The sequence below is a fragment of the Vreelandella sulfidaeris Esulfide1 genome, assembly GCF_054072535.1.
Genome location: NZ_CM133364.1, coordinates 1,892,330 through 1,912,408, shown reverse-complemented (window position 1 = coordinate 1,912,408; position 20,079 = coordinate 1,892,330). Strand labels below are relative to the sequence as shown.

The 20,079-nt window shown below is 53.6% G+C and carries 25 protein-coding genes; 23 read left to right on the top strand and 2 right to left on the bottom strand.

Annotated features, from left to right (window positions below):
* Positions 1-84: 84 nt before the first annotated feature.
* Complete coding sequence (locus ACW44H_RS08865) at positions 85-366, bottom strand: hypothetical protein (protein WP_457508570.1); 282 nt, start codon at positions 364-366, stop codon at positions 85-87.
* A gap of 11 nt (positions 367-377) precedes the next feature.
* Positions 378-1,976, bottom strand: a complete 1,599-nt coding sequence (locus ACW44H_RS08860; protein WP_457508568.1) for a DEAD/DEAH box helicase — start codon at positions 1,974-1,976, stop codon at positions 378-380.
* 111 nt (positions 1,977-2,087) lie between these two features.
* On the opposite strand from ACW44H_RS08860, the gene ACW44H_RS08855 reads away from it, so the two are divergent.
* From ACW44H_RS08855 to ACW44H_RS08745, 23 genes are all read left to right on the top strand, one after another.
* On the top strand, positions 2,088-2,747 hold the full coding sequence (locus ACW44H_RS08855; protein ID WP_457508566.1) for a ParB/RepB/Spo0J family partition protein: 660 nt from the start codon (positions 2,088-2,090) through the stop codon (positions 2,745-2,747).
* Positions 2,704-3,435: a ParB/Srx family N-terminal domain-containing protein gene (locus ACW44H_RS08850; protein WP_457508564.1), complete on the top strand. Its 732-nt coding sequence runs from the start codon at positions 2,704-2,706 to the stop codon at positions 3,433-3,435. Before ACW44H_RS08855 ends, ACW44H_RS08850 begins: the two co-directional genes overlap by 44 nt.
* Before the next feature lie 7 nt (positions 3,436-3,442).
* Complete coding sequence (locus tag ACW44H_RS08845) at positions 3,443-4,096, top strand: nucleotide-binding protein (RefSeq protein WP_457508562.1); 654 nt, start codon at positions 3,443-3,445, stop codon at positions 4,094-4,096.
* Positions 4,093-4,521, top strand: a complete 429-nt coding sequence (locus ACW44H_RS08840; protein WP_457508561.1) for a hypothetical protein — start codon at positions 4,093-4,095, stop codon at positions 4,519-4,521. The genes ACW44H_RS08845 and ACW44H_RS08840 overlap by 4 nt, the downstream gene beginning before the upstream one ends.
* The gene (locus ACW44H_RS08835) at positions 4,511-5,413 is read left to right on the top strand and encodes a hypothetical protein (RefSeq protein WP_457508559.1); all 903 of its coding nucleotides are present in this window, start codon (positions 4,511-4,513) and stop codon (positions 5,411-5,413) included. The genes ACW44H_RS08840 and ACW44H_RS08835 overlap by 11 nt, the downstream gene beginning before the upstream one ends.
* Positions 5,410-5,679: a hypothetical protein gene (locus tag ACW44H_RS08830; RefSeq protein ID WP_457508557.1), complete on the top strand. Its 270-nt coding sequence runs from the start codon at positions 5,410-5,412 to the stop codon at positions 5,677-5,679. Before ACW44H_RS08835 ends, ACW44H_RS08830 begins: the two co-directional genes overlap by 4 nt.
* A 305-nt stretch (positions 5,680-5,984) precedes the next feature.
* Positions 5,985-6,599, top strand: coding sequence for a hypothetical protein (locus ACW44H_RS08825; protein WP_457508555.1), 615 nt, complete (start codon positions 5,985-5,987; stop codon positions 6,597-6,599).
* Positions 6,599-7,843, top strand: a complete 1,245-nt coding sequence (locus ACW44H_RS08820; protein WP_457508553.1) for a terminase large subunit domain-containing protein — start codon at positions 6,599-6,601, stop codon at positions 7,841-7,843. Before ACW44H_RS08825 ends, ACW44H_RS08820 begins: the two co-directional genes overlap by 1 nt.
* A 76-nt stretch (positions 7,844-7,919) precedes the next feature.
* Positions 7,920-9,425 (top strand): phage portal protein, encoded by a 1,506-nt coding sequence (locus tag ACW44H_RS08815; protein WP_457508551.1) that lies wholly within the window; start codon positions 7,920-7,922, stop codon positions 9,423-9,425.
* Positions 9,426-9,479: 54 nt separating this feature from the next.
* On the top strand, positions 9,480-10,382 hold the full coding sequence (locus tag ACW44H_RS08810) for a DUF6651 domain-containing protein (protein ID WP_457508549.1): 903 nt from the start codon (positions 9,480-9,482) through the stop codon (positions 10,380-10,382).
* A 16-nt stretch (positions 10,383-10,398) separates the two neighbouring features.
* Positions 10,399-11,289, top strand: coding sequence for a major capsid protein (locus ACW44H_RS08805; RefSeq protein WP_457508547.1), 891 nt, complete (start codon positions 10,399-10,401; stop codon positions 11,287-11,289).
* Between the two features lie 80 nt (positions 11,290-11,369).
* Entirely contained in the window at positions 11,370-11,810 is a 441-nt protein-coding gene (locus tag ACW44H_RS08800; RefSeq protein ID WP_457508545.1) for a hypothetical protein, read from the top strand.
* Between the two features lie 3 nt (positions 11,811-11,813).
* Positions 11,814-12,596, top strand: a complete 783-nt coding sequence (locus ACW44H_RS08795; RefSeq protein WP_457508543.1) for a hypothetical protein — start codon at positions 11,814-11,816, stop codon at positions 12,594-12,596.
* A complete protein-coding gene (locus ACW44H_RS08790; protein ID WP_457508541.1) occupies positions 12,589-13,302 on the top strand; it encodes a hypothetical protein in 714 nt (237 codons plus the stop codon). Before ACW44H_RS08795 ends, ACW44H_RS08790 begins: the two co-directional genes overlap by 8 nt.
* Positions 13,303-13,339: 37 nt before the next feature.
* Positions 13,340-13,696, top strand: a complete 357-nt coding sequence (locus ACW44H_RS08785) for a hypothetical protein (protein ID WP_457508539.1) — start codon at positions 13,340-13,342, stop codon at positions 13,694-13,696.
* Positions 13,672-14,157 carry a hypothetical protein gene (locus ACW44H_RS08780; RefSeq protein ID WP_457508537.1) on the top strand — a complete coding sequence of 162 codons (486 nt, stop codon included), beginning with the start codon at positions 13,672-13,674 and terminating at the stop codon, positions 14,155-14,157. The genes ACW44H_RS08785 and ACW44H_RS08780 overlap by 25 nt, the downstream gene beginning before the upstream one ends.
* Before the next feature lie 12 nt (positions 14,158-14,169).
* Positions 14,170-14,562 carry a phage tail terminator protein gene (locus tag ACW44H_RS08775; protein WP_457508535.1) on the top strand — a complete coding sequence of 131 codons (393 nt, stop codon included), beginning with the start codon at positions 14,170-14,172 and terminating at the stop codon, positions 14,560-14,562.
* A gap of 11 nt (positions 14,563-14,573) precedes the next feature.
* A complete protein-coding gene (locus tag ACW44H_RS08770; protein WP_457508533.1) occupies positions 14,574-15,101 on the top strand; it encodes a hypothetical protein in 528 nt (175 codons plus the stop codon).
* Positions 15,102-15,186: 85 nt separating this feature from the next.
* Complete coding sequence (locus ACW44H_RS08765) at positions 15,187-15,516, top strand: hypothetical protein (protein WP_457508531.1); 330 nt, start codon at positions 15,187-15,189, stop codon at positions 15,514-15,516.
* Between the two features lie 134 nt (positions 15,517-15,650).
* A complete protein-coding gene (locus ACW44H_RS08760) occupies positions 15,651-15,857 on the top strand; it encodes a hypothetical protein (protein WP_457508529.1) in 207 nt (68 codons plus the stop codon).
* Positions 15,854-19,066 carry a tape measure protein gene (locus ACW44H_RS08755; protein ID WP_457508527.1) on the top strand — a complete coding sequence of 1,071 codons (3,213 nt, stop codon included), beginning with the start codon at positions 15,854-15,856 and terminating at the stop codon, positions 19,064-19,066. Before ACW44H_RS08760 ends, ACW44H_RS08755 begins: the two co-directional genes overlap by 4 nt.
* Positions 19,066-19,449 (top strand): hypothetical protein, encoded by a 384-nt coding sequence (locus tag ACW44H_RS08750; protein WP_457508525.1) that lies wholly within the window; start codon positions 19,066-19,068, stop codon positions 19,447-19,449. Before ACW44H_RS08755 ends, ACW44H_RS08750 begins: the two co-directional genes overlap by 1 nt.
* Entirely contained in the window at positions 19,450-20,073 is a 624-nt protein-coding gene (locus ACW44H_RS08745; protein WP_457508523.1) for a hypothetical protein, read from the top strand.
* Positions 20,074-20,079: the final 6 nt, after the last annotated feature.

Here is a 20,079-nt window from a genome sequence, read left to right as displayed (position 1 = left end):
GCAGCGAAGGCGATTCGGATAACAGTTATTAGACAGCACGAAAAGGGCGCTATTATGCGCCCTTTTCTATGTTCTATGGTTTAACTAGCGATTGTCTTCTTTTTTGAGCAACGAAAGAATGCGTTTAACATCTTCTGGGTCGAGTGCTTCGACTTGTTTTTTGAGCTTCCGGCGTTCTAATTTAGCGGCTTTCTTTTTCTCTACTGTCGAATTCAACATTTCTTGGGCGGTTTGAAATTCTAATTGTTCTACCAATGCATTTACCACCTCGCTGTTAGTTAGACCACTCTTGCTTACCAGCAGTCTAAGTTTCCGGTGTGTATCTGCGTCAAAGTTGACATTTACAGAAATGGTTTTGCGATTCACGATTGAAGCCTCTATGCAGCAAGAATGCCCATGCCCACTAAATCAAAGTCGCTGGGTCCGTAAATTATATTTTCAGCAAATCCTGGTGTGTTTTGAACGATAGCAAGCCTCTCTAAAGAGTGAGTTCTTAAATGGAAGTTGGCGTTGTCGATAAAATCGATAACTAGCGCAACATTCGGTCCATTCTTTTTAGCCCGAAGTCCACGTCCAATTCTTTGGCGAAGCGCAACTTCAGCTTTCCCACCTCCGGCCAGTATCACACACCCAACTGCCGGGACGTCCACACCGACGTCCATGATGGTCGATCCAATTAGCACTTGAATTACACCATCACGTAATTCATCAAGTGCCTTCTGACGCTCATCTTTGTTAGAGTCGCCAAATACAAATTTGGCTCTAACTCCAACACTCTCCAGCCGTTTCTGCAACAGTCGGCCGTGATTCTTCTGCAACACCAGCAACATAACCGGCAGACCAAGACTCACTGAGCGAACAACTTCCTGCACGATCAGGTTATTTCGCTGCTGGTTATAAATGATTCCTAGTTTATACGCACGCTGCCACCCTGTAGAGCGACCAAGGCGGGTATTACTAATTGCCGCGTCCTTCATTTCCGTCAGGCCAGCCCGATCAGGAGCGTAGTTGACTGCGTGGTATCGGAAATATGGCCTTGCTAATACTCCGCGGTCAATTAACATCTTTTCAGTGACGCGAATTAACACTGGGCCGGTGCAGGCCAGCAAGCGCATATTCGCTTCCTGATCATCCCGCATAAACGGCGTAGCGGTTAATGCCATCCGGTAATGCGCATTCTTGCAGTGATCCATGATCCGGTAATAGCTGTCGCCTCCTGCCTCATGCGCCTCTTCAGCAATCACGAACTCTACCAGAGACAAATACTTCAACGTCTGCTCGCGAATCCTGGCTTGTTTGACCTGCTCTTCCTTCGACTTCGAACGATCCGGCTCCTTTAACCGCGCAGCCAATGTTTGAACCATGCCGACGGTGATCGCTCGACGTGGATTCCACTCGCCATCACCAATCACCCCAACGCTCTTACCTTCCCAAAACTTGTCGCCATTTGCGATTTGGTAATTCAACGCACCTTCGAACGCTCGCTTCATTTGATACATCAACACTGAGCGAGTGGTGAGAAAAAGAGTCGGGCGGCGAATGCGTGACACCGCGATATTACACACCCGGGATTTACCGCCCCCTGTGGCAATCTGCATGATCCCCTGCCCTTCACGAACCAGCGTATCAACAGCCCGAGGCTGGTAATCGTATTCTGGGGTATAGCCGAAGGGGTCGATCTCGGGCAACTCAGGGCCAAGCGGTGCAGGCAAGGGCTTCTGAATAAGCTGGGCGTTATAACCGCGCTTGTTTAGCTCAGTGACCACGGGTTTTGTAAAGCCAGCGGGAAAGCGACCGGTGCCCCACTCGAAGAACGTGCTGGTTCCATCCCATGCACCGCTCTTTCCAGCTTCGGTGTATTGAGACCCCGCCACCGCATACGACAACATCGATTGCAAAATGGTCTTCACGTCCTGGTCGGCATCAACGAGCTGAGCAACCCTGGCGTTCCTAGCGATTCGAATTACTGAGCCCATTAAGCTGGCCTCCAAGCAGAAATTGCCTTATATTTCGTAAGTAAGCGGTTACTTACCTAGTTAGCGATAAAACGTGACTCGGCACGATTTATTACAAGAGAGTTTATCACAATGAGCGCAGTAACAGAAATTGATCCTAAGCTGCTTCGGAAAAATCCCTGGAACACCAACAAGGTGTCTTCGGAGAACGAAGCAAAGCTGCGTAACAGCATACGCCGTAACGGTTTGCTAGGGGCAATTGTTGCTCGCGAGCTGAACGACGGCAGCCTGGAGATCATCGGTGGCGAACACCGCGTAGAGATCGCCATTGAGGAAGGTATCGAGAAGGTGGCCGTCCATAACCTGGGCTTCCTCCCTGACGACAAGGCCAAAGAGCTGATGCTGCTCGATAACGGTCGCTACGGTCAGGATGACGCCTTTGAGCTGGCTGCCCTGCTCGATGAGTTGTCGGTGGACGTCGATCTGGCGTCATTCATGCCCTACTCCAGTGAGGACATGGACAAGCTGCTGACCACCACCAATATCGACCTCGATGCTCTCGACGATGAGCTGAACAGCGACCTCGAAGATGTAGCGGTGACCAGTGAGAAGCGCGAAACACCGACTCAGACTCATCAAGTGCTGCGGTTCAAAGTCGGTATGGATGACGTCGACCGGGTTCAGCGCGTGATGAATCGAATTATGGCCGAGCAAGGTTTCAGCGAGTCCGACTCGATGACCAATGCCGGTGACGCTTTGGTTCACCTTGTGGGGGAATACGACGATGAGTGAGCGTGGCGATGGCGGTCAGGAGATTGTTTACCTGCCACCGAAAGACCTTATTCCCTACGAAAAGAACGTTAAGAAGCACCCGCAAAAGCACATCGACACCCTCAAGGCGTTGATCCGCAAATACGGCTTCTCCAACGGCAACGCCATTCAGGTTGACCGCAACATGGTGATCATCGCCGGTCACGGTCGTCGTGAAGCTGCGATGCAACTGGGTCTTGAGCGCGTGCCAGTCGTCGTCCGTGGTGATCTCGATGATGACCAAGTGCGCCGCTGGCGTATTGAGGAAAACAAGAGCGTTGGCCTCGACTACGACGTGGTCATGATGAAGGAAGAGCTGGCGGAGCTGATGAATTTCAGCGACGACCCGCTGGTGGGCTTCGACGACAAAGAGTGGTCGGTGCTGACGGAAGACCTGACCGCTGGCTTCGACGCCGACACGGTGATCGCCGATCTCGAAGAGGAAATGGCCGAGTCACACCGTAAGCACGAAGAGGCTGTTGAGACCGCCAAGACCAACGAAGTGCTTGTCACTGAGCTGCTGGGCTTCAAGAAAGTGCCGGCGGATAAGCAGCGCTTGTTCGCTGAATTTATGGCCGAGGTGGAATACCGCACTAAGCGTTCTGGTCTCGATGCTTTCGTGGCCTTCATTGAGCGCTGTGACATCGACTTGGCATGCCCGGAGGCGTAAGTAAGCGATGATGGATAAGTCTGAAACCATTGTGGTGGATAAGCGGTTCAGTTCACGCGTTATGCAGACCGAGCGAGTGCTTGAAGTGGCGGAAGCCTTTGGCCTGGGCCTGGAAGAGCGCGATTTTGTGATTTACGACAACCTGGCCATCGACGTTACGCCAGGTGATGTCGTTTACATCAATGGTCAATCCGGTTCGGGCAAATCGCTGGTTCTGCGTGAGTTGGCATCGGCGCTTAAAGAGCGTGGCTACAAAGTCGTCAGCATCGATGACGTGGAGCTGCTGGATAAACCCCTGGTGGATCAGATCGGCACCGACACCAACGACGCTGTTCGTCTGCTGTCGCTGGCGGGCCTCAACGACGCCTATCTTCTGGTGCGTAACCCAAGCCAGCTATCTGACGGCCAGAAATACCGGTTCAAGCTCGCCAAGATCATCGAATCCAACGCTGATGTATGGGTAGCCGATGAGTTCTGCGCGGTGCTGGATCGGGAGACCGCCAGTGTCGTGTCGTTCAACGTCCAGCGCACCGCCCGCAAGCTGGGTGCCACTGTCATTGTCGCTACGACCCACACCGATCTTGTGAATGATCTCAAGCCTAGCTTGGTGATCGAGAAATACTACAAGGCGAAAGTGGCCATGCGGAGAGACGAAGAATGAAAACGACGCTCACCCCCGCTCACTTGCGGCGCATTAAAAAGGTTAAGGGCGTGGTTATCCGCGTAGAGCCCTATGGTCGAGACGTCGTGATTTTCACCAACATGAAGACATTGGTGGAGGATTCCGCCTTTGTTTTCGGTGTCGACGTGCTTGAACCCCATAGCGTTGATGAAAACACCTTGGGTCTAGCCTTTGTCGCGTCAGTCGAAGAAGACGCGACTTACTGCATCGGCTTTAACGGCGACAAATACCGTGAAGAGACGATTTGGCACGAGGCGCTGCACACGACCGTGGATGTCCTCAATTATCACGGTGTGCAGTTTACCTCTGATAACCATGAGCCGTTCGCTTACACGCAAGGGTATTTGGTCAGTCAGATTCGTAACAAGGTCTACGGTCTGCCGGAGTTTGGCTATGACGACTGAGACGCGAATCCGCCGACCTGAAGCCGGGGAATACCCGGCCCACTTCTCTGCACTTGAACGGATGGTGGTAGAGCCAGGTGATCGCGAGGATTGGCTGTCGCTGCATGATCTTCACTACAAAACCGAATCGGATTCGTTCGGGCAAAAGTATTACCGCTGCACGCTCGATGGAAAGCTGATTGGCGTGGTGGTGATGGCTTATCCAAAGCTGCTGTTGGAGCCTCGTCACCGCATGTTCCCGAAGATCAAACCTACCGGGGGCACGAAACTGACGAATACCGCACGCGGCAAGTTCGTAAACGACCTGTTTGCCATCGTTAATCGCTCAGTGGTGGATACGCTGTATCGCGGTGTGGGCGTGAGTTACCGGATGATCAATCTGGCAGCCCGCATGCACCCTCGCCAGATCATTGAGATTCAATCGGCCATGTCGAAATTCTCGCCTTTTGCCATGAAAGCGGGCTTCCAGTTCGCCAAGCCGGTGCAAAACAAGAATTACGGCAAAGGCGTCCAGATGATCGGTCGCTACCTCGACAGCCACCCCTACGATACCGAAGGGTTGATCGCCGAGATCGAGGCTATGAAGCCGGCCATTCGTAACAAAGCCATGCGCGAGCTGACGGCGTTTTATTACGCCTGTTCATCGCTGGAAAAAACCGGGCGCAACCTGGGTCGAACGCTGGAAGACCTGGATTACACACCGCGGGAACTGATCGCCAAGATTCAAGGCTTAATTTTTACCAGCCCTCTCTACGGCGCTTACAAAAACCCCGATTTCGGGCGGGTGCTACCGACACGCATCCCGCTGATCGCCTTCGACCTACAGAAGACCGATGAACCTTTGAATCTGGCCCGACTCGCTGAAGTCACCGGAGAGAGCTACCTGCCATGAGCATTTATCGCCTTACCGCTAAGCAAACGCAGATCATCACCACCATTCATGCTCATCAGCAGGCCAAGGAAGAAGACATCGACTTCGACCAACTGCTTGCCGAGCTGCCCTACGAGACCAGCAAGGAGTCGATGCAATTCAGCATCCGCGCCTTGATCAAGAAGGGCATGGTCTCGAAGGGGAATTCCGTTACTCGCCGCGGGCGTAGTCGGCGGACATTCTCAATCACGGTATTCGGAAAAACCATGCTGGGGTTAGAGGCATAGTTTTTGTATTGAATGCCTCACTCCCTCTAAATAAAACACTCATCCGAGAGATATACATAAACAGTAATACAGAGATATAGGGAAACCGCGTCAACAAGTCCAAGGATAGGACTTCGGAAAATCCGCGACGCGGCCCGCCCACCAACTACTCCCATCACTGCGCCTTGTTGCTCATCAGAAACGCTGCCTGAGCGCTTTTCGCGTGCGACGCATTCAAAGGCTACGTCTGCACTCGGGAACGCGCTTAGAACGCAAACCAGAGCGATATGGAGCGCGTTATATACATGAGTGAAGTAAAGAAACGGATGACCCCTGCGCAATGGGCGGAAGCGCGTGCAATGTGGGCCACCGGAGAGTTCACCCTGGACGAGATCGCCGAGAAATACGGCGTGGCCAGGGAAACGTTGTCACGTCGGTTCGCAAAAGACGGCGTGAAGAAGGGCCAGAGTGCCATCGACAAGAAGGTCGAGGCTGAGATTATCGAGAAGGCGACCAAGAACGTCGACAAGTGGGCTGAACGCTCAGAGCAGGCGCGTGAATCTTATTTCAAAAGCCTGGAAATGCTGCACAAGCTGACCGTTGCGACGATCGGTAAGGCGCATCAGGACAAGAAGCTGTTCAGCGCTCAGGCAGACCTGAAGGCGATACAGATGGCAGCCATTGCCATCGACAAGATTCGCTCTAATCAATGGTCGGTATTGGGTCTCGATAAGCAAGGCATCGAAGACGAAGAGATTCCTGAGCTTTTGGTTCGCAGCTTAACGCCCGATGAGGTCGCTAAAATCCGCGAATCGCAGCTAAAAAGCAACAACCTAGACGATGAGATCGAGATCGGTGACGCCGCTCAGTATTTGGAAGACCCCGAATTAGACCTGGAAGAAGACCTGGATGACCTCGTGGTCGAAGGGGAGGAAGACTGATGGCTGCTGTGGTCGACATCTCTCTGCACGAAAAGCAGATGGATGTGTATGCCTCGCCTCACCGCTTCAAGGTTGTCGTGGCAGGTCGTCGTTGGGGAAAGACTCAGCTATCGCGCTCAATGATCTTGCGTGCAGCCAAGCGCAATAGGTCACGCGTCTGGTATATCGCGCCGACCTTTCGCATGGCCAAGCAGATCATGTGGGACGAAATACTCGAATCGATTCCCAAGAAGTGGATCAAGAAGATCAACCACTCTTCGCTGACGATCACCCTTCGGAACAAGACCGAGATCGCCCTGAAAGGCGCTGATCGCCCCGATACGTTGCGTGGTGTTGCCCTGGACTTCGTGGTGCTGGACGAATTTCAGGATATGAAGGCGGACGTCTGGGTGAAGGTTATCCGCCCTACTCTGTCGTCTACGGGCGGTGGGGCCATGATCATCGGCACCCCAAAGGCGTTCAACTATCTCTACGAGCTGTGGAAGATCGGTCAGCGCCCCGAAATGCAGTTGGCTGGCCAGTGGAAGTCATGGCAGTTCAAGACGTCCACTTCGCCGTTCATCCCAGAGGAAGAGATCGAAGCGGCGAGGGCCGATATGGACCCGAAGTCTTTCGAGCAGGAATACGAAGCCTCGTTCAATACCATGAGCGGCCGAGTTTATTACCCGTTCGATCGAAACAAGCACGTCGGGCGTTACGAGTTCAATCCCCTACTGCCGATTTGGGTAGGTCAGGACTTCAACATCGACCCGATGTCTTCGGTGATCATGCAGCCGCAGCCTAACGGTGATATTTGGGTAGTCGACGAGATCATTCTGCCGTCTTCAAACACCGCTGAAGTCTGTGACGCGTTGGAGAAGAAACTGTGGCGATGGCAGCACGCTATCACCATTTACCCCGACCCTGCGGGCGGCCAACGTCAGCATGCCAGGGGTGAAACGGATATTGATATTTTCCGTGACCGTGGTTTCAAGCGCATCAAGTTCAAGCGTAAGCACCCACCAATCGCGGATCGCGTGAACGCAGTCAACTCAATGCTGATGTCGGCATCGGGTCAGATTCGTTTATTCGTCAACGAGACGTGTCGCGAAACCATCGCCGGTTTCGAGCAGACCCTCTACAAGCCAGGCGGCCGTGACATCGACAAAGCAGCAGGCGTCGAACACCCCACTGACGCAGCGGGATATTGCATCGAAATTGAGCGTCCGGTTCGCAAGCGTCAGATAATAGGAGTTTCCATTTGACCATTCTAGTAAGTAAGTGTTTACTTATTTCTGTGCCTATGCTTGAATACGGCACTAAGGCCATTGGGTGGATAGCATGAAATACCACGAAGCGATTAAGCGTCGTCACCCTGAATACGACGACCTTATCAAACACTGGAAATTCCTTGAGGCAACCTACAACGGTGGCCGGAAGTGGTTTGGCGATAATATTTTTCGCTACCACAAAGAAGGCAACAAGGAATTTAAGGATCGCCTCGAACGTGCCTACCGCTTTAACCATACTCGCGAGATCGTCAACCTCGTCAACAAGTATGTCTTCCGTGGCGAAGTGAAACGCCAGGAAGAGCCGCCCCAGGCGCTCGGTGAGTTCTGGAAGCGGACTACTCGCGACGGGCAGACGATCCAGCAGTTTATGCGGCAGGCAGACATCAAAGCCTCCACCTTTGGCCGTATTTGGTTAATCGTTGATAGCACCTTGAAGGAAGGCGATGCGGTATCGATCGCTGACCAGAAGAAACAGGGTGGCCAGGTTTACGCTTATATCGTCCCACCTACTCACATGCTCGATATGGGCTATGGAGAAGACGGTGAGTTGTTATGGGTGTTGATCTACGAGCCGGTGCGTGACGATGACGACCCGTTTAACTCAAGCGGCTGCATTCGCAAACGCTGGAGAGTCTGGACTAAGACCGAGTGGTTCTTGATCGAGGAAAAGGCGTCGGGCACCAAAATCGAACACGCCCTGCACTCCACAGGCGTAAACCGTCTGGGCATCGTTCCGGCCATTCCGCTCGACGCACTGGGAAACCACGAGTCACAGTATTCTTCTCCGGCGCTGATTAACGACGTGGCGTATCTGGATCGAGCGGTAGCTAACTACCTGTCGAACCTGGACGCCATTATCCAAGACCAGACTTTCTCGCAGCTCGCGATCCCGGCGCAGAATCTTATGCCCGGTGATGACGACTACAAGAAAGTGGTCGCAATGGGCACTAAGCGCGTGTTCGTGTTTGACGGTGAAAATGGCGGCCAGCCCTTCTTCCTGTCACCGGATGTCAAGCAGGCCAACCTGATCATTCAGGTGATCTCGAAGATTATTAACGAGATTTACCATTCGGTCGGTGTGGCGGGCGAACGCACCAAAGAGGACAACAGCCAGGGTATCGACAACAGCTCAGGTGTGGCGAAAGCCTACGACTTTGAGCGGGTCAACTCCCTGCTGGCGGCGAAGTCTCGCTCTCTGGAGCAGGCTGAGAATGAACTGGCACGCCTTGCCCTGCTTTACGCAGGTCTTGACGCGGAAGTAAGCGATGACTTCCAGCCAGTGAAATACCCCGAGTCCTATGACGTGCGTGGCCTGATGGATGAATTCTCTATCTGCGAACGCCTAGTCCTGATGAGCGCACCTAAAACCGTTCTGCGTGAGCAGATGCGGACACTGGTAGACAAGCTCTTCCCTCAACTCAAAGCCGATCTTCGTGAAGAGATTGAGAAGGAACTTGAAACCTTTGGTGCTGATGACGCTTTACCGACGACTCCCCCGCTGGGCAAGTCAGAAGGTAAAGAAAATTCCACCAACCCTCAGTGGGTCGCCAAGTGATAGGCGATTCGCAAAAACCGATTGGCCAAGAGATAGGCCATTAAGGAGTAAGCAATGCCCTGGTATCTGAAGTTGTTAGCCGATGCACGAATCCATCAAGCCGCTGGTAACGAAGGCGAAGGTGGTGGCGGTGGTGCCGCTACTGGTGGTGAAGGCGCAGGTAGTAATTCCGGCGAAGGCGATAAGCCCGCAGGTGGCGAAGGTGAGAAACCAGCCGCAGGTGGCGAAGGCGAGAAGCCCGCTGAAGGCGACAAACCGAAGGAAGGTGGTGAAAAACCCACTGACCGAGAAGCCGAGTTACTGAAAGAGACCATGAAGCGCAAAGAGCGCATCAAGGAACTCGAAACCCAGCTACAGGCGTTCGGTGAAGTCACACCCGACCAGATTAAGACCCTTCTCGAAGCCGAGAACGCTCGCAAAGCGGAAGCCGCTCAGCGCGAGAAAGACGATCTGGAGAAACGCGGCGAGTGGGATCGCCTGAAAGACATGATGGCGACTGAGCACCAAACCGTGCTGAGCGCTAAAGACACCGAAATTGCAGAGCTGCGTGAAGCCAACGCCGCGATGGTCAAGAGCCTGGAAGACATGACCGTCGGTGCTGACTTCGGCAACTCAAAGTTCATCAGCGAAGAGCTGCTACTGACTTCGAGCAAGGCTCGCGTCATTTACGGCAGTCACTTCGAGGTGAAAGACGGGAAGGTTGTCGGCTACGACAAGCCTGCCGGTGCCAAGGAGCGAACCATGCTGGTTGACGGCAATGGTAGTCCGATGAGCTTCGACACGGCGCTTCGCAAGCTGGTTGATGCCGACCCTGAGCGTGATTCGCTGATCCGTTCCAAAGCCAAGCCTGGAACTGGTTCTGCAAAGCCCGAGGCAGGGGCGCCCGAGAAAACCGTCTCCCCAGGAGTCGGACGTATTTCGGCTGGTCTTGCCTCATTCAATTTAGATTCTGAATGAGTAAGAGGTAACTGATATGCCTTTGCTAGTCGAAGAAGCCGCCAAGCTGTCTGAAGCCGATCTTCAGCGCGGTATTATCGAAGAAATCATCGACAAGGAAGACCTGCTTGCAGTTCTCCCCTTCGTGGGAACCAGCGGCAAGTCTTACGACTACAACCGCGAAAAAGGTCTGAGCGAAGCTGAATTCCTCAGCCCCTATGATCCGGTGCCAGAAGGTGCAGCAACCTTCGAAGAAGTGTCAACCAAGCTGCGCATTCTTGCTGGCGACGTGGACATCGACAAGTTCCTGGCGGAAACCCAGTCTGATCTGCAAGATCAGGTGGCTATTCAGCTCCAGGGCAAGGCGAAGGCTATCACCCGCAAGTTCCGCCGTTCTCTGGCTCAAGGCGACTCCGCCTTAAACGCCAAAGAGTTCGACGGTGTGCTGAAGCTGGCTCACGCTGACCAGAAGATCGACACAGGCGAAAACGCCCTGTCCTTCTCTATGCTGGATGAGCTGTTGGACGCGGTGCCGAATGGTGCTGATGCGATCTTCATGACCTCCGCACACATTCGCGCTCTTCGTGCGTTGCTGCGTGCCACTGGCGGTCTTGAGCCCGCGCACATCATGATGAGCAACTTCGGTCGCCCGATGCTGACTCATAACGGCGTGCCGATCCTGACCAACGACTTCTTCCCGATTCTGGATAATGCCGGTGTGAAGTCTTCTTCTATCGTCGCCGCTCGTCTGAACGAGACTGATGGTCTGCACGGTATCTTCGGTGGCGCCTCTGCGGGTGTTCGCATGGAGAAGATCGGCACCATCCAGAACAAAGACGCCATCCGCTACCGCGTGAAGTGGTATACCGGTTTGGCTCTGAAGTCTACTAAGTCCCTGGCTACCCTGGACAAAGTTCGCGTAGGTTAATTGCGTCCAAAGTAGTAAGTAACAAGTGACTTACAGGGGCAGCGGGGAAACTCGTTGCCCCTTTTCCAATGGAGAATGCTATGAAAGTTCGTATCGTTGAGCCGTCGCTTACCACCTATACCGGCCTGCTCTATCAAATCAACTTTACCAATGGCGTGAGTGATCGCGAATTGACCAGTCAGGAAGTCTCTATGATTGGTGCCGCAATGCGTGTTGTGAGCTTAGAAGGCAATCAAGTCGGCGCCGCTGTCGACCATATCAACGCCAAGAACATGACCGTTGCTCGGGCCACAGTTCAAAACGACGCGTTTGCTGAAAGCGTCAGCAAAGGCACTGAGTCGGTTGTCGCTAAGACGGCGACCAAGCCAATCCCCACTGAGCGTTATACCCACGATCAACTTGCCGACATTGCCGACAAGGAAGGAATCGCGGGTCTGCGACTGGTAGGTGATTCGTTTGGCATCAAGGGTCGCTCAATCAATGAGCTGATCCGCGAGATCATGGCTGCTCAAGGGGAGTAAGGCATGCAAACCTATGACGCCGGACAATCATTTTCGCTAACTCTCGACCTTTCGCTGGTGACATCACCCACCAGTGCAACCTATGGGATTACTGATCAGGCTGGCGTCATCCTCGTAACGGATACGACCCTGCCTGTCACCCCGACAGACACCAGCGTCAGTATCCCTATCGACGCAACACTTACGAACCTAGAAGCGGGCGCTCGCCGCAAGATGCTGGTTATCACCCTGGTCGTTACCAATGATGAGGTTCTACGGGAGAAGATCGTCGAGCGGGTTGTTGTCCAAGACCTGTCGACCCTGACTATCCCCGGTGAGTCTTTTCAGTCGGTCAATGAAGCGGCGCTTCGCTCCATGGACATTCCCCAGGTAAGTAACTGGGAATCAGCAAGCTATGAAGAGCGTCACAAGGCATTAATCGAGGCGGCTTACCGCATCAAGAAAATACGCTTCGACCTGGATCGTGACGTGGAGGCTTCTTTCCCCGAATTCGACCTCGAAGAAGGCGAGCATCTGTTTGACGATATGACCCAGGCTGATTTTGCCCTGTTGCCAGCCAAGTTTATCGACGACCTAACCGCAGCTCAGATTCTCGAAGCCGACGACATTCTCGGTTACGGCAGCTCAGCAGCGAGCAAACGTCAGGAAGGCATCTTGTCGGATTCCGTTGGCGAAACATCGCAAATGTTCCGCACAGGCAAACCCGTCACTACCGAAGTCTGCTCACGCGCCTACCGGCAGTTAAATCGCTGGATGAGCGCTCGATGGAGTATTTGCCGTGGATGAGCGCTTTGATTTTCTGGATGAGTGGTCCAACTACTCGGTCAGTTTTGAGCGCATGTTCGCCGATGCACTGCTTGGCTCCAGGGATGAAGCCTTCAGTCAGGCCAAAGCGAGACATACAGCGCTGAAGACAATGGTCGAAGAGGCAGATAGTCACTTCGATAACGCCCTGACCGTTCGCCAAAACGCCATGTTGATGGTGTGTCGTAGCATTGCCGCCCTTTCCGTTGGCTTGGCAGAAGAAATTCTCAAGGCGCCCATCAGTGAAGAGGCTCGACAGCTTGTTGATCGACATATCGCCTTCACCGCAGATCGCCTTCACCGCGACGCTGAGTCCCGTGTAGAGCAGTTCCGACTCGATATGAAGCGAATCGCGTTAGTTGCTCGATCAATGCGCGATGAAAACGCTTGGGATGCGTCAGCAGCACTCCTGAGAGCGCGTGAGAGCGTCGAAATCACATCGTCTATATCTCGCGATGCACTCGGAAGAAGACAGCACACAGAGCGTTTTACGAAGCTCTTAGTGCGTGGACTGGGAATCGCGATACTGACAGACACAGTCTTGGTTAGCTCAGATGCAGAAGCTTTTGCGGTCATCGATTTTGATGGCAATGCGGTTCGGGTAATTGAGCGAGCTGATTACGAAATTGGACGCGTTAGTCTGTTTCACCCGCAGGCGACAAGGTATTTGCTTCCTCAAGGTAAGTAAGTGCTTACTTTATTACGTGATATAGGTAGAATGAGTCATGTTTCGACCAAACACCTTTTGTTTCGTCAGTAAGCGGGTTGGGTTTGATGACTGGGGAAGAGAAAAACATACCCAGCGAAAACGCCACCCTTGCAGTGTCGTCCGGCTCAAGGTGATCAGTGAGCAAACCTCGGTTCGCGCTGACAGCTCAGCCTCCCGAGGACGCGGCCAAGAAGTTGAGGCAAATAGCATTGTGCTACTTCCCCCAACGCTGCCTATCGCCATGGGCGATTTGGTCGAGGTGATGGGTTACAGCTTCGAAGTCGAGAGCATTCAGCCCAGGTTGAACATTATGGGTCGTCATGACCACAACGAGGTGGGACTGAAAATATGGGTCTCGAAATCAGAGGCATAAATGCCACCAAAATTCGCCTGGATAACATCGTTAACCGGACGAATCGCAGCGTTTACGCCCTTATGGAACAAGCGGCGAAGGAAATGAAGCGTCGTGTTGAGCTGCAAACGCACCTCCAAACCGGCGCTTTGGAGCGATCCATTCGCATTCGTCGCCTGTCTCGGGCCGGTATCAATGGCAGAACCTCGTATGAAGTCTATGTCGACCCCAATGCGCGTCGCAATGTAAGGACACGCACCGGCATTAAGCGTCAGCGAGTTCAAACCTACGCCAAGCGCCTCGAAACAGGTGAATTTTCTGGCCTGGGCAAGCGATCTCAGGAGAAGAACAGTTCGGTTCGCTCAATGGGTGCTTCCTTGTCGGTTGGACCTGGGTTCTTTAGCCGGTCTGCCGCCTTCGTTAAGGCGATCTACAGGCGAAAGATTGAGCTTGCAGCGCGGGAAGCCGCTAGGCGTGGATGATGGAGATCAGGCGTGATTGAGAAGGCGATTATCGATTGCATTAAAGCGAGCCCCATCGCTGTCAATGGGATACCTACCTTTTTCAACTTCATACCCGACACCGCGCATATAGCAATCATGATCGATACGCCAATCCCTGGCTTTGAGATCGATCATGAGCTGCCGGGTTACTACAAAGACGTGATTGAAGTCGTCGTCCGCCACAGCGACCCAAAAGCAGGGTTCGACTTGTGTCGCGAGGCGATGCAGGTATTGAACGTGGTCAATCGCGTGCTTGGCGATTACCACTTCAATTACGTTCGGCCAACCAATGAGCCTACCGCGTATCCCGTTTCGAAGGGTGGATTGCGGGAGTTCGCGGTGAGGTTCGAGTTTAGCTGTTACCGAGTAGACCAAACGATCTAAGGAGATCAAGAATGTCTCGTGAAAACATCAAACTGGGTGCCTGTGACGTCACCTTCAAGTCCGTCGCTCTTGGTCTAACCAAAGGCGGTGTCGAGGTGTCTGTGGAAACCAGCACCTACCCCATCACTGTCGACCAACACGGCGAAACTGCTGTCGATGAGTTTATTACCAAGCGTCAGTTCAAAGTGACGGTGCCTTTGGCCGAAACCAAGCTCGACTTGCTGGGTCTGGCCCTGCCGGGCTCTACCGTAGAAAACGGACAGCTTATCGTCAAAGACGGTATCGGCTTGTCGCTGATCGATAGCGCAGGTGCCCTGCAATTGATCCCGACGACTGGTGGAAGCGCTGAAGAGCCGATCACCTTCTTGAAGGCGAACACGGCGGGTAACTTTAGCTTTGCATACCGCCATAACGAAGAGCGGGTCTACAACGTCGAATTCACCGTCTACCCGGATGAATTGGGTGTATTGGGCACCTTCGGAAGTCCTGCACCGACTCCGACTCCTACGCCTGATCCTGATCCCGTCACTACACCTTAATTTTTCGCTGGTAAGTAAGTCATCACTTACTTATTATAGGGGGCTACTAAGCCCCCTTTTTCATTTCACAACGGAAGACAACGTGATGGCTGAAATTCTCAATCTCGACGACCTAAATAATGTCCTGAAGCAGTTCAAGTTTCAGGGGTCAGTTTACGACATCTGCGAGATCAGTTTGGGTGACTTCATTGCCCTGACCGCTGAGCAAAAGACGATGGAAGCCAAGAGCAAAGCTGGCGGCATCACTGAAGCTGAGCTGGTCGAATCCTATCGCCGGAACGTTATGCGGATGATCCCCACGATCACTGCCGATGTCCTCGACAAAATGACCATGCGTCAGGTCAAGACACTGCTCGACTTCATCAATGCCGCTGCGTTGGAAGAACAGCTCGACGAAGATCAGGCAAAAAAGTAAAGCGGGCAGGTCAGGAAGACGATGGAGAGCCGGGGATCGAGGCCATTGACCTCGGCTTTTTCATATCCCGCGTGATGCGCTTCTACTCAATGAGCCATCCGGGCGTCTTGGGCCTGCCCCTTAAAACGTTCTGGATGCTCGATCGAAATATCTCCCGAGTCCACGCCGAAGAAGACCGGCGACAACTGCGCCTCCTACTCGTCGCCCAGTCCTCTGATGCGGACGCAGTGAAGGGGCTTATTGCTGACCTCGAAAGCGAGATCGGCCAGCCACTTCGCCACGCCGCTGAGATGGATAAGGGCGCCATTGATCGCCTGAAGGCGCTTGGGAGTTTCAGATGAGAAGCGGTGACGATATTACGTTAGTCCTGTCGCTGGACGGGCAAGAGTTCGAGCTAGGCATGAAGGGTGCCGGTCGAATTCTTGATCGTTTCGAGCGTCAGGCAAAATCTGCTAAGGGCGGTGTTGGGGAACTCGACACATCAATCGAGGGAATTCTCGGCACTACCCGCGACTTCACTATTATTCTGGCCACTGCCGAGCAAGCTATTGGCACGCTCGTAAGAGCTACTTTCGGCTGGCAAAAGACCATCATGGATGCCGCAGGCGAAATTGAGCGCCTGGAAGTCATGATGCGTGGTATGTCGACCGCGACAACACAAGCTGGGCGTGACCTGGATGCGCTAAACGCCTCCAAGTTCATCACCGACTTTGCTCAAAACGCCCCCTTCAGAATGGAAGCGCTGACCGACACCTTCGTTAAGTTCCGCACCGTCGGTATGGACCCGATGAACGGCAGCATGAAGGCGTTGACGGATGCAGTCGCCCACTTCGGCGGCAACTCTGACATTCTCCACCGGGCTTCAGTAGCCATCCAGCAGATGACGGGTAAAGGCGTTATCTCAATGGAAGAGCTACGCCAACAGCTCGGTGAGGCCGTCCCGTCAGCCATGCAGATCATGGCGCGTTCAATGGGAATGACTGTCGCTGAACTGGTCGGCAAAATTGAAACCGGCACCGTCCAGTCCCAGACCGCCATTCGTAAGATGCTGGCTGAAATGGCACAGACCTTCGACGGCTCGGGCGTCCGTATGATGACGACCTGGAACGGTATCGTTCAGTCGATGGAAACCCGCTGGAAGCTGTTCCTGAAAGACATCGCGGGTGATACCGGCGATGGAACCAGCTACTTCAACACCATGAAGCAAATGATGGACGAGCTATCCCAATGGATGGTTGGTTCAGAGGCCAAGCAATTCGCTTCGGAAATCAGCAACGCCTTGTCTGAGCTGTCTCAAGGCTTAAAGACAATGGCGATATTCCTATATGAAAATCGATCGCTGATTCTGCAAGTCGGCAAGTTGATGGTTTTCTACTTCGTGACCAGCCGTGTCGCGATGGGTATTGCTGCCATTACCACCGCCATGAGTCGCATGGGCACATCGACTGGCATCCTGGGTATGGCCCTGGGTGACTACCGCAGTCACATGGATAAGGTCGGCCAGCGCAACGAGCAATTCCGTAACCAGCTCAGCAGCCTGGATGGCTCTTTCACGCGGACAACGGCACGCGCAGGCAACCTGATCTCCAATCTGCCGCGGCTAGGCATGGCGTTCATGAGCCTTGCTGGCCCCATCGGCATGGGTATCTCAATCATTGCATCGGCTGGCTATGCCCTACTCGGCCTGGCTGGTGATCTCGATGGCTTGGCTGACAGCATCATCCGCACGCGGGGCATGATCGCCTCCAATGCTGACCTCGATAAGCTGCGCGATTCATCCGAAGAGCTACAGGCAGAATACGCCTCTAACCATGATGCAATGACCAGGGCAATCCACACCGCCAGAAGAACCACCTCTGACGCCATTCGCCAAGAGGCACAGTCTACCGTCGAAGCCATGATGGCTCGAAATGGCGTGATCAAGAATCAGTTGAACGAATACGGCGTTGCCATCGAGGAAGGTCAGCGAGGTATTCAGTTCCGTTTGGTGGAAGGCTCGAAGGCCACCACTGACCGTATGATTCAAGGGTTCTTCGACCCCATCAGCGCTCAATACAACGCTACACGCATTCAGCTTGAGCAGATGCGCGTGGAAGCCAATGGCGACGCCTCCAAGCTGCAAGATATTCACAATCAGGTCGTTCAGGCGATTGAGACCGCCTACAACCAGAAGCGTGAAATTATCGACCGTGAAGAGCGGCTGCTAGAAGAGCGTCGCAGAAGTTTAGGCAATGTCTCTACCGAGATCGGCCAACAAAAACTCGCTGAAATTGAAGCCGCCCTCTTAGCGCTTGAGTCAAAACGCACCGAGATCGAGAGCATCAAGGCGGAGTCGATCGTCACCACGAACATGGCCAACGAATTCATCGTTAAGCCCCCTCGTGGCGTGCCTCAAGCGGTCAAGGAGTCAAAGCGCGCCCTTGAGGCCATGCAGAGCTTGGTCAATGGCTTTGCGATTCGTATGGAGCAGGTTCAGGCCAAAGCAGACGAAGCAAACCCGCACCTTGAGGGCTTGGAAGAGCGCATCAGCCAGCTTCGCGAATCCATTAAGCCCAGTGAAGCCAGTATGTTCGACCAACTGGCAAACCAAGCGCGTGAGACTGCTACTGAACTTGGCAACCTGGAGCGTCTGAAAAGAGCTGAGCGTAGTGGCGAGCAGGCTTACATGCAGATGCTTAGTCAGACAGCCAGCGCACTTGGCCAGACTGAAGAAGGTCGTCTTGCTCGTATGCGCGTTCAGAAGTTGGAACTGGCCGAGCAGGTTCGGGAATACGAAGAGCTGCTGGAAAAAATGAAGGTGGCTGGCGTTGACCCCGCACAGGTTCAGCAATACGCCGCTGCTTTGCAGGAATACCATGCCGAGTCGATGAACCAGATCGTGATCGATGCCGAATCTAGCTGGGCGTCGATGATGCGTGAAATGCGCGAGTTCAAAGCTGATTGGGCCTCCATGTGGAAAGGCGCCTCGGACACGGCGATCGATGAGATCGTGCGGTTTGCCAAAGAAGGCAAGTTCGAGTTTGGCAATCTGGTTGATTATGTGCTTGAGCAGATGCTTCGGATAGAGCTGCAAAAGTCACTGGTTCAGCCTATGAGCGAGGTGATGAACATGGGTAAGTTTGCGCTTTCCGGCATGTTTGGCTCCACGTCGGGCTATACCCAGGGGTTTGCCTCGCAAATTTCCACCACCCTACCCACTACTGCCAGTGCCAACGGCAACATCATGACTCAGTGGGGGCCGGCTGCTCTCAACCGCTACGAAAAGGGCGGCATTGCCAACTCTCCGCAGATTTCCATCTTCGGTGAAGGTCGCACGCCAGAAGCCTACGTCCCACTGCCAGACGGTCGGTCAATCCCGGTCACTATGCAGGGTGGTGGCGGTGGTGCGCCCAACATCCAATTCAACCTGATTAACCAATCCGGCCAGCCCGTTGAGGCTGAACAGGCCGGTGGTCGCTTTGATGGCGAATCCTACGTTCTTGATGTGGTGCTAAAGGCGGTTAATCGCCCCGGCAGCTTCCGTGACTCAATGAAGGGAGCGTTCAAATAATGAGTCAGTATCCAACCATGCCGAACTTCGGCGTCAACGCGATTCTTACCAAGGAAGACTCTGCTCACTTCAAAGAGTCGAAGGAAGACAACACGGTAGGCAATAAAAGCGAGGCGGGTTACACGATCTCTCGGCCTCGCAATAAGCAAAAGCGGCGTCGGCTGTTTGATACCGCGTTTACCAACCTCAAAGACAGCCAGAAACAGCAACTTCAGGAGTTCGAGGAAGACGTCGGCGGAACACTATTGCCCTTCTTCTACGTTCATCCCCAGACGCACGAGTTGATCCTAGTGCAGTTCAAGGAACCGCTGTCCTTTGTCTACAAAGGCAACGGCCTGAACAAGCGGTGGGACGTCCACGGCATCAAGTTGAGAGAGGTGTAAGTGAAGCACTTATCCATCGCCACCGTTATCGATAAAAACCGAATCGCCTCCCTGGAGGCGTTCGTTCCTATGCTTGCGATTGACGTCATTGATCACCGCACCGGGAATCATATCGAAACAATCCACCTTTGCCGTAATGGCAACGAAGACATCAACTACAAAGGTCAAATCTACGTCACTACTGACTTCAACATCGATACCAAGAGTGAAATTGACCGCCCTTCCGAGGCGTCGCTGTCATTCTTTGATCGCACTGGGGTCATTATCCGCTACATGCAGATGTATCGAGGTGGCGTGGGCTTCAAGGTGAAGCTGTTCTTCCTCAACACCGGCAATATGAACCAGCCGCCTGAGTTCGCAGAGACCTTTTCTGTGCGCACCGCCAGCGCTGACACGGGTGGCTATACCGTTTCATTCACGCTCGGCATGGAAAACCCGCTTGCTCAGCGAATACCGCGGCGGACTCAGCGTAAAGATCGCTGTCAGTGGCGCTACAAGGGACCGGAGTGTAAATACACCGGGAGCCTTGCTGGCTGTGATTACACCCTCCAAGGGAATAACGGCTGCTCTGTTCATCGCAACGAACAGAACTTTGGCGGATTCCCAGGGATTAACTCTCGGTGATATAGT